Consider the following 14,788-nt stretch of genomic DNA (forward strand, 5'->3'; position numbering starts at 1 on the left):
CTCTTTCCTCTTCTCATTTGCACGTTATCCATTTATTATTAATGAATATGCGTACGAAGAGGATTGGAGGCTAAATCATCATCATGAACTTTGCCAAACGAATGGATCATTTCAACGAAGGAATCTTCACCCGGTTGCTGGAGATCAAGCGCCGCAGACTGGAGAACGGACAGCCGGTTATTGATCTCAGTGTGGGTACACCGAATATCCCACCTGCGCAGCACATTATAACTGCACTATGCGAGGCCGCAGCTGATCCGGCTAATTATATATATGCAGTGAATGATCAGAGTGAGTTGCTGCAAGCTACGAGCGATTGGTACAAGCAGCGCTATCAGGTCGAGCTGGATCCAAGAACACAGATCTGTTCCTTGCTCGGTTCACAGGAGGGACTGGCTCATATCTCCCTATCCATCGTCGACGAAGGAGATCTTGTTCTGGTACCTGATCCCTGTTATCCTGTCTTCGCGGATGGCCCTTTATTGGCCGGAGCAGAGCTGTATTACATGCCCCAAAAAGAAGAAAACGGATATGTTATTCAGCTTCAGGATATTCCGGAAGATATCGCTCATCGAGCGAAATTCATGCTGGTCTCCTACCCCAACAATCCGACAACAGCGATGGCACCGGATCAGTTCTATCTCGACCTGATTGCCTTTGCCAAGAAGTATGATATTATCGTGCTCCACGATAATGCGTACAGTGAGCTCGTGTTTGACGGGAAATCATGTGGAAGCTTCCTCGCGTTTCCTGGCGCCATGGACGTCGGTGTGGAATTCAATTCCTTATCCAAAACCTATGGCCTGGCCGGAGCGCGAATCGGCTTCTGTGTGGGCAATGCAACCATCGTCTCCATGCTGAAAAAGCTAAAATCCAATATGGATTACGGGATGTTTCTACCGATTCAGAAGGCCGCGATTGCCGCTATCACAGGTGATCAAGCCGAAGTGGAACAGGTACGGGCAACCTATGAGGAAAGACGGGACATTCTTTGCGAAGGCTTCAGCAGACTCGGATGGGAAATAACGAAGCCCCAAGCAACCATGTTTATCTGGACGAGGATTCCCGCTCATTATGAGAGTTCTGAACACTTCGCCATGGACTTGGTCAGCCGGGCAGGCGTCATTGTGACACCCGGAAGTGCCTTTGGCCCTTCGGGTGAAGGGTATATCAGACTGGCACTGGTGCAGGATAATGAGAACCTTCTCCGAGCAGTGGCTTCTGTTGAGGACAGCGGCATTCTCAGAAACATGTAGGATTAGCCAATAACGCGAGCTGCGACGGATTCAATCCGCAGCAGGCTCGCGTTATTTTGGTTTGTTAAGATCGTTATCATTCAACTACCGGTCTTTCATTTCAAAGCCATCCATCTCTGCGTGAACGCATGGCCCAAATGGATGAAGGCCTGCCGCGAATGGCGGTAAAACGTGGCGCGGCTCATATGTAAAGCTTCGGCCAACTCGGACTTGCGATAGTTTCTAAGCAAATAGCTTTCCCTAAGTATACGCTGCTCCAGATCAGTAAGCGGATAGGTCGGTGGATCAGCCTGAAGGATGCTCACGACCAACTCCCGTGCCCTTACTCCTTCGCATCCCATTGCCTGTAAAGGAACCATCTCCTCAAGTACCGTATCATCATATAAATGTTGAAGCATTAGTCTGACCTCATCCCGGGACAAGACACGGGGTGCTTCCTGCGGGATGAAGCCTGCAGTCTGAATGTTCTGCCTTAGAATACGCTGAACCCAGACCTCAAAGGTCACCTGCCTGAAATCCAATTCCCATACATGCATATCCTCCCTGGCATATGGCTGAGATGGCATCGTCCGCTCTTCAAATCCCAAATGAGGGAGTAACATGTTTAGTTGTCTGTCCGCAGTGGGAATGATTGCACGCAGACCGCTCATTGCATCAATTAGCCAGGATTGAAACAGCATGCCACCCAGTTCCTCAGGGCGATAAGAAGACTGTTCCACGTCTACCGCAGCTAACAGGACACATATGGTATCAGCCGCTTCAGGGGGGAGCCTGCGTGCCGAGTTGACCGTATCGCCCAGCATGTTCATATCATTAGGAGAATATCGTTCCAATATGGACAACGTTTGGTCATGTAACCAAAGTCCAGCACAGAACGCCAAAGGTACCCTGTCCGCATTCCGTATGACGCGTATCCCCTCCGGCGCATAATTAGCGATATCATCTAATAATGAAGAATACTGTCCGTTCTCGATAAGCTCCGATTGCCAATCCGAACGTGCCAGCGACTCGGCAAGAAAACGCTGTAAGTAAGGAAAATCTTCAGGTTCAAAAGACATCTGCTGTTCCACTTCCCGTTGACGTATCACTGAGAAATCCGTATATGCATGGGTCGAGGGCAATTGTTCACGGTACAGCTCCAATATGTGGGCCGCAATCTGCATTTGCAACAGCCTGTTCACTGAAGGATACCGCTCCGTAAGCAGCTCCAGTACCCGGGAACGCATCATCTGATAATGGCCGGGGTCGCGCCTCTCATAATCTTCCCTTAACATCCGGGATACCAACTGATGCAGAGAAAGGCCTCCGGCTCCAGCGTGCACACAGGATAAAGTACTCAGTCCCGTATAATCCAATGCACTCAGGGGATGAGTCAACAACTGGTTCAGCATCGTCTGATCCGCTGCCGGGAACAGCGACAGTATCTGCAAAGCCTCATACATATAGGGAGAGGTTGCTTCCTTGAGTAACTCTGTACTCAATATGCCGGGTATCTGTTGTGCGTAGTCCTCTCGCTCCCTTCCCTGACGTCGCAGCATATCCACCGTTAGCGCCAGCAGCAGCGGGTGACCATCTGTTTTGTGTACGATATCCTGCTGTACGAGGGGTGGCAAGCCGCTTGACTGCACATATTCGTGAACCTCTTTGCGAGTGAAAAGCTCCAGAGCAAAAGAGTGAATCTGATTGCCCCATAAAAGATTCGTATGCCACTGAATGGGCAGACCTGTCCGGGAAGCCACAATAAACAAGAATTCACTTGCTGCAAGCAGCGGAAGAAAGCTCGATAACAGCCAGCTATCAATCCGATCTATTGTTTCACAGTTATCGATAATCATGACAGTGCGTTGACGGGTCAGTTCTTCAACAACATGTGCAAGAAGTGGTGTATCTGCGGCACGTGTTCGACCATACTCCGTTTCCAGACTCATCTCCAGATGAGACAGAAAAGCACGCGGCGTCTGCAGGCAGAACTGTCCATCCATCCACAAGGTAACCGTTGAACATCGCCTGGCCTCTGCCGCCATCTCCGTGAGCAGCGTCGTCTTGCCAATGCCTCCAATTCCCGAAATGGAAAAGATTTGTGAAGTGACATCAGGCGAAGCGAGCCAATTGGATAACACCTCCAATTCCTGGGTCAAACCGACAATACACGGCGTAGGGGAATTCCGGTCCACTGATCTAAGATTCATGCTGCACACTACTTTCCATTCAAATTTGAAACAAAAACGAGACACCACATTTCTTATAATATACTATACTATTTCTTGATTGGCACAGACTGTCCTAATTCCACACATGCTTGTCAATTAAACATTATTTTTTACAAACCAAAGGGGAAGTGAAGTGTAAATGAAGAAACGTTCATCCATGATGAAAATCCTGCTTGCCATCATCATGATCGCGGGACAAATGGGAGTGTACAGCTCTGTAAATGCTGAAGGAGAACCTGACGGGCCAAATGCCATTCCTCCGGTTGAGAACGGCTGGGTCCAGGTATCTACCAAAGAGCAGCTTGTATACATGAACCAAAATCAGGAACTTTATCTGACAGAGAGCATTCGCCTGACTGGGGATATCGACTTGACGGGAATAGACTGGATTCCGTTTGGAGGCAATGACTACGCTCCGTTCAGTGGAACGTTTGATGGACAGGGGCATTGGATCACTGGCTTGGAGATAGACAACGACACACGATTGTCCAATGGATTTTTTGGTCAAGCCAACGGCCGCATTCAATATATTAACCTGAGGGCAGATATTAAAGGTGGCTCCAATACAGGCGCACTTGTCGGCTTTCAATCCGGGGGAAGCATTGATCATGTCTATACGGAAGGAACTGTACGAAGCGGGCACATCTACAAAAGTGTCACTCCTACAGGGGGCATCGTAGGATTACTGAGCAATGCACGTCTGTCTCACTCTTCCTCCGCTGCTTTCGTTACAGTAGGCGAATCTGACAATTTGCATGGTGGTGGACTTATAGGTTCCCAGGCAATGGGTAGCATAAGCGATTCTTACTTTACCGGTAATCTAGCTAACGAGCCTGTCAAGGACCATCCTACCTCCCATATATATGCTGGAGGAATTGTAGGTTATCAGTTAAGCAGCTCAGATGAATACAATATCCTCAAAAATACATATTCAACTGGCGCGATCTCCACACTGAATCCGAGAAGCTACTCCAGTTGGGGGGCGATCGGTGGATATGTCTACAAAACAAATATAACGGATACATACTACGATACGATGACATCGGGTATGACTGTCGGAGCAAGCGATCCTTATCAAAGCACAATTGAGATCTATGGGAAAACAACAGCAGAAATGAAGCAACAGGCTACTTATACTGGATGGGATTTTACAGATACCTGGAACATTCATCCTGCGATCAACAACGGTTATCCTTATCTGCGCCCTGCCATATTAACAACCGCGCTGCCTCAGGCGGTTCAGAATGAATCCTATTCCATGGACCTGGCGGGCTATGATGGAGCGCGCGCAGGACTTACCTGGACAGCCTCCGGACTTCCCCAAGGATTAAGCCTAAGCCCTTCCGGGGAGCTCGGAGGTACACCGACACAATCCGGCACGTACACCGTAAACCTCTCGCTACTGGATGGCGGCTCCGCCACAACTGAACGGGTTCTGCAACTTGTCGTTGTTACGAAGGCTCCAGGCATTGCGGATGCATCGGTTCAGCCCGGACTAGAGGTGGGAGCAACAAGTATTACAGCAGCGCCGACGCAAACGGGGCATTCCTTTGCCTATATGTTGGATCGCACGGACAGCACTCCTCCATCGGTTGGGGATGCACTGCCTGAGGGTGCGGTAACCTATATTTCAGGTGCCGATATTCCTGGTACAAGTCCAGGGCAGGCTGTGGACCTCTTTGAAGTGACAGAAGATGAAAATACGGGGAAATATCTCATTCAGGCGTGGCAGCGCTTCACGCTGGAGCAAAAGCATATTCGCCATTTCGTCCCAGTTAACGGTCTTCATCTGGAGCCGGCTAAACTGGACCTGACCTCTGGTGGACCCTCGGCTAAACTGGCAGTAATCGTTGATCCGGAAGAAGCTACAAACAAGACCATTCACTGGAGCTCCAGTAATGAGGCTGTCGCCACCGTGGATATGCATGGGGAAGTCCAGCCTGTGACTGCAGGTACAGCCATTATTACGGTTACATCCGAAGATGGCTCCCATACAGCAACGGCAACCATCACTGTATTTCCCCAGGCTGGAACAGTTACTGGCTCTGTATATGGCACAGGAATGACCCCACTGGAGGGAGTCTCCGTTTCTGTGGACAGCATCAGTATACTTACGGACAACCAGGGACATTTTACGCTGGAACAGATTCCTGCAGGAATCCGAACCCTTGTTGTACGTGCAAAAGGCTATGATACCACTGAACGAAGCGTCGAAGTACTGGCAGAGCAGGCCGTGGATACGGGCATGATTACATTAAAGCCCCTTGCTACCCCGCAGCCCGAGCCGCAACCATCACCGGGTACAACTCCAGCACCTTCACCAGCTTCAGGATCGGAATCGTTCTCAGGGTTCCCAAATGTTTTGCCGCCGGCCGAAGATCCAGCTACAGTCAAGCTTGAAATTAACGGTCTGAACATCAAATCAACAGCCTCAACCGAGATAGCTCCTGACGGTCAGACTGCAATCCGACTCAAACCTGATACAGCTTCTCTCATGCAAGCCTTCGGTGGTTCAGAAGCGGGAATACTGATCCGCTTCAGTACGGAATCCCCTGTCGTTTTCCTGGATCTGCCGGGTGAGTTACTGCGGAGTATGATGCAAAAGCAGCCGGAAATCAGTGTAACCTTCGAGGTCAATGGCGCGAGCTATGAGTTGCCGCTAAACATGTTACCCCCATTGGCTGACAACATGGTTGTTACCATTGGCATCGGTAAAGCCTCTCCCAACATCGTCAGCACCCTGATTGCTGCGGTGACGAAGCGGGGCTTTGAACTCATCGGCACACCCATGGATTTCACCCTTTATATCGATGGAAAACAGACAGAACGTTTAAATCAGGGATATAGCAAACGAATCCTTCCACTCCCTTCGCAGGCTGATTCCGAAAAATCAACAGCCGTGTGGATCGATGCAGAGGATCAGATGCATTTTGTTCCTTCCCTGTTCACAAAGGATGACAAGCAGGCGCAAGCCATCATCTCCACACCCCATAACAGCATGTTTGCAGTCGTATCGGCAAATCATGCGTTTGCGGACATGAAGGATCACTGGGGACGATCCGACGTCGAAATGCTTGCGAACAAATTCATTGTCGAGGGTGTCAACAATGACACCTTTTCACCAGAGAACCCGGTTACACGTGCCGAATTCGCGGCATTGCTTGTCCGTTCCCTTGGATTGCCTGAGCACCTTCCAACATCAGTATTTGCTGATATCCCATCAGCGCAATGGTATGCTGGAGCCGTAAGCACTGCACAGGCTGCAGGCTTAATCAACGGTTACGGTGATGGCTTGTTTAGACCAGAGGCATCCATTACCCGTGAACAAATGGCCGTAATCCTCGTCCGTGCATTGGATTTTGCAAGATTGAAACCTCAGCCGAACAAGGATGTACTGGATGTGTTGGCCGATCATACCACTCTTTCAGCCTGGGCTTCCGAACCGGTATCCATTTTACTGGAAGCAGGTTTGATGCAAGGTACGCCAACCAACAGGTTTTCTCCTAAGGAAATGGCAACCCGGGCTCAGAGTGCGGCAGTATTGAACCGACTGCTGCAATATATGAAGTTTATCGACAGCCCACAGTAGCCGAAGTTTTTATATATTATCTAAGAGCGGTTCGTCAATATAGATACGGGGGAAGAAGGCGACATGGCACCGTTACTATAGTAAAATAAACGCCGAAAAGCCCGCTGCATGAATGATGCATGAGCGGGCTTTTTTCACTCCAAATCCTGCACTGTGTCTTTAAATACCAACCATTTACTTCATCGACTTGCGCCAGTTGGAACGATACATCAGATACAAGAAATACGGCGTTCCAATCATCGCTATGAGTATCCCTGATGGAATCTCTGTTGGCGCCATGACGGTTCTGCCGATCGTATCGGCCAGCACCAGCATGACTGCACCAGCTAATGCAGATAAAAACATCGAACGTCTTAACTTATTCCCCGTCAGTAACCGAACCATATGCGGTGCGATCAGACCGATAAAACCGACGGTTCCTACACAAGCAACAGCACCTGCTGCAAGTAATACACCAACTGTCATGGCCAGTAATCGTGTACGGCGTACACCCAGTCCAAGTCCGGATGCACTATTGTCGTCGAATACCAACAGTTCGAATCTACGCGCCAGCCACCAGGCCACAGGTACCAGAATAACTAAAAATAATCCAATAACCTTCACCTGTTCCCAGGTACGAGCATAGGTGCTTCCCGTCAGCCAGATATACCCGCTGCTACCGTAGACGGCACCACGTACAATCAGAATCTGAATACCTGCTCCAGCAATGGCCGACATCGCGATCCCAAGCAGCACAACCGCCGAAGGGTTCAGTCCTTTCTTCCAGGCGAGGGAGAACACAACCACTGCGGCAATGGCTGCACCGATGATTGCCGCAATTGGCAGCAAGTATATTGGAAGACCCGGCCATAAGATGATGACCATCATCGCTCCAAGCCCTGCACCTGAGGACACCCCGACAATTGAAGCATCTGCCAGAGGGTTACGTACCGCCATCTGAATGAGCACACCGCTGATTGCCAGTGCAGCTCCCGCACCTGCGGCAACAAGTGTACGGGGAATCCGGAGCTGAATCAGCGCTGAGAACAGTCCATCCGATTGGAACAGACTCGGTAACCAATCGGCCAGCGGAATTCGCATACCGCCAAACATCGTACTGAGCAAGACAAGCACTACAGTTATGACTGAAAATAATACGGCCATCGGGCCGAATGCAAAGCGACGTGAAGGTGCTCCTGTGCTCATCGAAGTGGACATGCCTGAGCCGTTCGCCGCCTTCATACGTGTAAGTACAAGCCAGATGAGCCACGGTGCACCAATGATCGCCATAACCGCACCTGTCGGCAGCTCCATACTGGAGTTACGCACCATCTTGGCAAGTACATCCGCTCCAACCAGAAGCGCCGCTCCCCATATGAACACACCCGGTAACAGCAATCGGTTGGAACGTACACCACTCAATCGCACCAGATGTGGCGCAACCAGTCCCACGAAGCCAATCGGCCCGATTACACTGACGATCACGGCAGCCAGCAATACCGCGAGAATTAAACCACCTGCACGAGCGAGTCCAACCTTTTGCCCCAATGAAGAAGCCGTTGATTCATCCAGCTCCAGCATATCCCACTGTCTGGACAGGATTAACGCGAGAATAATAATGCCAACTACCCAAGGCCAAGCATAGGACACACCACTCCAGTCATTCTGAACGAGTGTTCCCGAACCCCAAAGAAACAACCCTTGTGTTTCCATGGAGAAAAAAATATGTAATGCGCTTGTAAATGAACCAAGTACCATCGATACAATCATACCGGACAACGCAAGCCGAACCGGGCTTGATGTTCGTCCGCCGCCCATGAAATAAGCCGCAAATGCTGCCAGCAGACCACCAAGAGCTGCGAAGAGAAAAGGCGACTGACTTAACAGACCTGGAAAAGCGATTGCTCCCAGCACCACCACAAAGTACGCTCCTGCATTAATGCCCAGCGTATCTGAAGCAGCCAGTGGATTACGAGTAATCGTCTGCAACAAAGCGCCCGCTACAGCCAATGCACCACCTGCAAGAATACCAATCACTGTACGCGGCATACGCAAATCCCAAACCATATTGTGCTCTAATGAATCCTGTCTGCCTGTAAGCGAGTCCCAAACGACATGCAAAGGAATGGATGCCTCTCCATAACACAGACTTACAAAAAAAAGCACGATGAGAGCGGTTAGACCGCCCCCATATATGCTTATTGTGCGCCAATTCATCGTTGGCTTAGATCCTTGAACCGAACTCATTTGGTAATCGCCTCAACTACGCCATCAACCAATACCTTGGAAGAGATCGGTCCACCAAATGTCCATGTTGTGCTATCCAGTTGATATGTGCGTTTTTCCTTCACAAAGTTCAGTCCGTTCCAAACCGAGTTATCTTTCATGGCTGTGCCAAAGACATCATCGTCTGGTTGTGTAATATAAATGAAGTTACTGTCCTGTACATCGGATAAGGATTCAATGCCTACTGTGGAGAAACCATAGTTCTCAACTTTCTCGGGCTTCCAATCGTTAACCAGTCCGATTTTGTCCAAGGTACCAATCACAACCGAGTTATCGGTAAACATACGCAGGCTGACTGCATTTTGATATGTGAACGCTTGTGTCAGTGCAAAGTTGAAGTTTTCTTTCCCCGCAGCAGCCAGTTTTTCTTTGGCTTCTACATAGTGTTGATCGAGATCACTAAGAACTTGTTTTGCTTTGTCTTCTTTACCCAGAGCTGTTGCAATGTTATTAAAGATCTCTGTCATTTTGTCGTAATCATAGCCGTTACCATCATACGGATCATATTCAATTGTTGGAGCAATCGCGTTAAGCTGATCGTAGACCGCCGTGTTATTATCTGCATTAGCAATGATGAGATCTGGCTTCAATGCAGCAATAGCTTCCAGATTCGGTTCACTGCGTGTTCCGATATCCGTTACACTGTCATCCAGTGCTGCTTCGGATGTTACCCACACTTTATAGTTAGCGTTATCTGCATTACCTACTGGTTGAACACCCAGGGCAACAACATCTTCCGTATATGTCCATTCAAGCGTAACGACACGTTCTGCTGGCTTGTCCAGCTGAAGCTCTCCACGTTTATGCTTCACGGTAACAGGACCTGCAGTCTCTTCAGCGGGAGCACTACCCGAATCAGTACCTTGACTTGTATCTGTTGTAGTACTAGTTTTACCACACCCAGCCAAAACCAGCACAAAGGCCAGCATGATCAACAATCCGTTTAACCCTTTTTTCATATCTTTATCTCCCCTGTTAATATGTATTTATATGATAACAATTATCATTATCACTATTGGATTATGCCGTAGGAATGGATTTTTGTCAATGCAGAGTACCTTATTCCAATTCTTTTATGAAATAAAAAAGGAAAGGGATAGCTCAAAGGCCATCCTTCCCTTCCATTGCTTGTCTGTTTGCATTAACTCAACTGCATCGTAGTAATGCATGTATTATCATTTTCGTATGTAGACAATTGCGTTTCTGCAACCTTTCCATCTCGAACAATACGAATCAGATAGGTTCTGTCTCTTGGCACCCAAAAATCCATAAATCCGTTCGCACCAGACTTGATCACTTCATCTTTCATAAAAGTGTTGCCTTGAGAATCGTGAATGGTAACGCTGAATTCCTTATTGCTCATTTCCCCCTGACAACCGGTCAAGCTATGAATTGCACAGGGATGGGTCTGGTCCACATAGGGTGCAATGGACAGGAAAAATTCATTCTCAGGCAAATCATATGTAGTCGTATGTTTATCTTGATCTGTGACGATTAACTGTTTGGCATTAATGGAGGCAGATTCCGGTGTCTCTTTACCTGTGCTGATATCTTCCACCAATTTTCTGATGTTGGGCGCACTGGCTGTACCCGCATCTTCCTTGCCCGTGTTGCTTGCAAACAGGTAGGTTCCGATTACAATTAAAACTGCAACACTTGCAATGATCCACATTTGTTTCTTCATCTGGAGTCCATCTCCTCGTCCGTTTTCCTTAAGTATAATTCATTACATACGATTCTGGACTTAAACGGTATGCATTTCACCAGATATTCACATATATGTCTGATTCGGATGACTATAATGGACACGCCAACCAAAAAAGAAGCAAGCAGGTCACATATTGTGTGATCTGTGTGCTTCTTTCATCGTTTAGGGAGAATGAGACTACTTCGCAGCAGCAGCGGTTGTGTTCACTCGCAATTGCTCATTCAATTTCAGAACATTTTCGATGCGAAAAATTTTACCACCGCGTGTATCTTCTTTTATGCTAGGGCGCATAGGTACCATGTTAACTCACCTCCTTTCAAATCAATTTCAATGAGCTCAACGCGTTAAACGGCTGTTTTAATTTTCAGATAAACCAACAATGAATCCAGCTCTGCCGTATACACATGTTCTGTTCTTCCGTTACGCTCCTGTGTATCCGTGTGTTTGGAAAACTTGCTGTATAACCTGTTAATGTAACGGTTATTAGCCACGGCGTGAAATTGTAACGTTTGAATCTCGTCATTTTCCTGACAGATCTGTAGCACCAGATCACGGAAGCCGGCGAAAAATACTCTGCTGCTACGATGTGCCTTCGCCAGCATGACCGAATCAATAAAAGCCGTCTGTCGATCTTCGGTATAACGATACTGCCCGAAACCACCCAATCGCCCCTGCTCATCATCAAGCAACAACAGGCGAGAGTGCTGCAAGGTACTGATGAGATGCAACAATGCGTCATGCAGCATGTATTGTTCATCAAACTCCTCACTGTTTGCCAGATAAAAACGAGCAAACCGGGCATAGTCTGCATCCTGCAATACTTCGTGAGATTTGGCTTGCAGCATCATGGTGTGACCTCCTTATCACGAGATCCCTTCACCCTTGACACTCGATGAAAAGAGGAAAGGTATGCACGAAGTTCAGAAAGGTATATTGTATAAGCGTCTATAGATCCTCCATATTCACTTTCTGTGCCTCCGATTCGCTTTGCAAATTTGGAGAACAGTCTTTGGTTAATCCGATCTTTAACAGCCCAAAAGCGCATTTCCTGAACCGATTCTATCTCTTCTTGTTCGTCAATATGTTGGAGGAGGAACTGCAAAGCTTCTACCATAAGTCTGCTTCCGCGATACTCTTCCTTTATGAAGGCTACTTGGAACTGAATGACATGACGATCCTCGTAATCATGCTCCCCTGTGCCATGGATATAACCCAGTGCTCCTGCGATTTCATCCTGATCATCAAAACACAAAATCGCTCTACCTCCCATCAACAGTGGACTGGATATATAGCTGAGTGTGACCGGAAAGTTATATGGCATATTCAGTTCCTTGTAATGAGCCAGCAAAAAATCCATATAACGATGCTGGTACATATAGGTCGAACAGATGGAGAAGTAACGACTCATGAACATGCTTCCTTTCTGTTGCCGGGACTTTCTCCCTAAAGATGATGTGGTCTATTGTACTTAGGTTAGTTTAAGTTTTGTTTAAGTCCGGGATATTTCGTCAAATTTCTTCTTTCTGCAAACGGAGGATCACTCTATAATATAGTTAACCTATCCTAGCCCTAGCCGGAGGTCACCCTAGATGAAGCTTATGAATTCCGTTCGTGGCCACATTGGAAAGCAACCATTGCTATTCACCATCCTGTTCGTTCTTGTAATCACTATAGTGCTCCTCGTCATCCTTGCGACCAATTCAACCAATACCTCAGCTGCAGCTGAGTCCACTCCCCTCCATACTTCCAGGAATGGAGTTCTTGATCTGTCCCGTTGGTCTGGGTCGACCACTTCTGTCATGCCTCTGGATGGAGATTGGGAATTTTACTGGCAGCAACTGCTGGAACCCATTGATTTTCACTCTTCTTCCACACCTGAGCCTGCACCGACCTTCGAACAAGTGCCGGAAGCTTGGACAACGTATCGCATGGCACATGATCAAGTCCTCCCCAACAGGGGTTATGCGACCTATAGACTCCGCCTTTTACTTCCTGATGAGACGATAAAAGGATCTACACTTGCCATCTATCCCAAAAGTATCGCCTCGGCCTACCGGATCTGGATTAACGGTCAATTTAAGGGCGGTCATGGTATCGTCGGGACCAGCCTTTCCAATGAGAAAGCAAAGAGCTTTCCCAACGTTATCTATTTTGAAACTGAATCAAAATGGAATGAAATCATCATTCAAGTCTCCAACTTCTCTCAAAGGAATGCGGGTATCTGGCAGAGCATGGAGCTTGGAACAGCGGAAAGTATCTCCTGGATCCGTCTATTACGTGTATCAGCACAGTCATGTATCGTTGGAATTTTTCTAGTTATGGCATTATATTATGGTCTTGTGTATCTCAACCGAAGAAAAGAGATATCGGCCCTGTTATACAGTATGCTCTGCCTGTCTGTTGGAGTACGCACGGTGGTTCTTGGCGAATCGACTGCCCTCTACCTGATTCCTGACATGCCATGGGAATGGGCAGTAAAAGCCGAATACATATCTGTTGCCATGACCGCTTTATTATTAATTCTGTTCATTAATAGAGAACACCCTAAGGAATCCATACCTTGGATATCCAAAATAGCAGGATTCATCCTGCCTTGCTTCATTTTGTTGTTTCTCCTGACACCTGCCCGCGTGTATACGTACTATTTAACACCTTTTGCCTGGGGGGTGCTGTTTCCGTCGTTGGTTTATACGCTATGTATGTATGTCAAGTCAGTCTTCAGACGAAAAAAAGGTTCCGTAATCAGCATGATTGGTTTTTTATTTTTCATGGCTTTTGCCTTAAATGATATGTTATTTTATACGGTTCACTTGCCCACAGAGGATATGCTCTCTGTTGGATTGCTCATCTTTTTATTAACACAAGCGTATAATCTGACTTCCCGCTTCTCAAGAGCATTACAGCAAAAGGAACATTTGTCTTCCAAGCTTCAGCGAACAAACCAGCAGTTGGAACGAACCGTAGAGGAACGAACACGTTCATTGCGACAAAGCAACGTGGAACTTCAGCAAGCTAATCAAAAAATGGCTGAATTCGAATTATTTCGTGTTCGACTGCTGTCCAATATATCTCATGAATTGAGCACACCCATCACATCCATCAAAGGGTTCGCCAAAGCACTGAGGGATGGTATTATCACTACAGAGGCACCAAAGTATATTAACCGAATCTATACACGCTCTCTGCTTTTGGAACGCATGATTCACGATCTGATTGAACTAACGAAGCTGGAGACCAACCAGATCCAGTTTCATATGCAGGACGTACATCTGCTGTCATTCGTGCAGGAGCTGTTTCAGAAATACGAATGGGAAGTGGAGGAACAGGGGATTCATTACCGCCTCGAACTTCCTGAAGAACCCGAATCGCAGTTGTGGATGGCACGGTTGGACCCGATACGGATTGAACAGGTGCTGTCCAATCTCATCTCCAATGCGCTAAGATTTACCCCTCCTTCAGGAACCATACAATTGCGTCTGTTCCTTGAAGAAACGCCACAAACCGAAACAGGGTTTACAGCATGGTTCTGCGTCAAAGATACAGGGACGGGCATTCCACACGAATGGCATGAACAGATCTTTGAACGTTTTGGACAGGTTCAACACCAGCCGGATGGGGATCATAAAGGCTCTGGATTGGGGCTCGCCATATGCAAAGAGATCATGTACTATCATAACGGACAGATCGGGGTAACCAGTGAGCCGGGCTCCGGCAGTGAATTTTCTATTCAACTGCCCGCATGGAAAGGAGGGTGACTTTG

At 47.8% G+C, this 14,788-nt stretch carries 10 protein-coding genes; 3 read left to right on the top strand and 7 right to left on the bottom strand.

Features of this window, described 5'->3' with window-relative positions; translation table 11 throughout:
• The first annotated feature begins 83 nt into the window (after positions 1 to 83).
• Complete coding sequence (locus AC1S8V_RS21740) at positions 84 to 1,256, top strand: aminotransferase class I/II-fold pyridoxal phosphate-dependent enzyme (RefSeq protein ID WP_482070714.1); 1,173 nt, start codon at positions 84 to 86, stop codon at positions 1,254 to 1,256.
• A gap of 95 nt (positions 1,257 to 1,351) precedes the next feature.
• On the opposite strand, the gene AC1S8V_RS21745 is transcribed toward AC1S8V_RS21740, so the two are convergent.
• Positions 1,352 to 3,445, bottom strand: a complete 2,094-nt coding sequence (locus tag AC1S8V_RS21745; RefSeq protein ID WP_482070715.1) for a bacterio-opsin activator — start codon at positions 3,443 to 3,445, stop codon at positions 1,352 to 1,354.
• Between the two features lie 160 nt (positions 3,446 to 3,605).
• On the opposite strand from AC1S8V_RS21745, the gene AC1S8V_RS21750 reads away from it, so the two are divergent.
• A complete protein-coding gene (locus AC1S8V_RS21750) occupies positions 3,606 to 7,055 on the top strand; it encodes an S-layer homology domain-containing protein (protein ID WP_482070716.1) in 3,450 nt (1,149 codons plus the stop codon).
• A 174-nt stretch (positions 7,056 to 7,229) separates the two neighbouring features.
• Here AC1S8V_RS21750 and AC1S8V_RS21755 read toward each other — a convergent pair whose 3' ends face one another.
• The 6 genes from AC1S8V_RS21755 to AC1S8V_RS21780 all read right to left on the bottom strand — a co-directional run bounded on the left by AC1S8V_RS21755 (position 7,230) and on the right by AC1S8V_RS21780 (position 12,436).
• The gene (locus AC1S8V_RS21755) at positions 7,230 to 9,281 is read right to left on the bottom strand and encodes an iron ABC transporter permease (protein WP_482070717.1); all 2,052 of its coding nucleotides are present in this window, start codon (positions 9,279 to 9,281) and stop codon (positions 7,230 to 7,232) included.
• The gene (locus tag AC1S8V_RS21760) at positions 9,278 to 10,279 is read right to left on the bottom strand and encodes an ABC transporter substrate-binding protein (protein ID WP_482070718.1); all 1,002 of its coding nucleotides are present in this window, start codon (positions 10,277 to 10,279) and stop codon (positions 9,278 to 9,280) included. The genes AC1S8V_RS21755 and AC1S8V_RS21760 overlap by 4 nt, the downstream gene beginning before the upstream one ends.
• A gap of 182 nt (positions 10,280 to 10,461) precedes the next feature.
• Positions 10,462 to 11,004, bottom strand: coding sequence for a CueP family metal-binding protein (locus AC1S8V_RS21765; RefSeq protein WP_482070719.1), 543 nt, complete (start codon positions 11,002 to 11,004; stop codon positions 10,462 to 10,464).
• Positions 11,005 to 11,205: 201 nt separating this feature from the next.
• The gene (locus AC1S8V_RS21770; protein ID WP_482070720.1) at positions 11,206 to 11,328 is read right to left on the bottom strand and encodes a hypothetical protein; all 123 of its coding nucleotides are present in this window, start codon (positions 11,326 to 11,328) and stop codon (positions 11,206 to 11,208) included.
• A 44-nt stretch (positions 11,329 to 11,372) separates the two neighbouring features.
• Positions 11,373 to 11,876: a GNAT family N-acetyltransferase gene (locus tag AC1S8V_RS21775; RefSeq protein ID WP_482070721.1), complete on the bottom strand. Its 504-nt coding sequence runs from the start codon at positions 11,874 to 11,876 to the stop codon at positions 11,373 to 11,375.
• Positions 11,873 to 12,436 (bottom strand): hypothetical protein, encoded by a 564-nt coding sequence (locus AC1S8V_RS21780; RefSeq protein WP_482070722.1) that lies wholly within the window; start codon positions 12,434 to 12,436, stop codon positions 11,873 to 11,875. Before AC1S8V_RS21780 ends, AC1S8V_RS21775 begins: the two co-directional genes overlap by 4 nt.
• Positions 12,437 to 12,617: 181 nt before the next feature.
• Between AC1S8V_RS21780 and AC1S8V_RS21785 the strand changes: the two genes are divergently transcribed.
• Positions 12,618 to 14,783, top strand: coding sequence for a sensor histidine kinase (locus AC1S8V_RS21785; protein ID WP_482070723.1), 2,166 nt, complete (start codon positions 12,618 to 12,620; stop codon positions 14,781 to 14,783).
• The last annotated feature ends 5 nt before the right edge of the window (positions 14,784 to 14,788 follow it).

It is taken from the genome of Paenibacillus sp. B46(2026) (assembly GCF_056786355.1).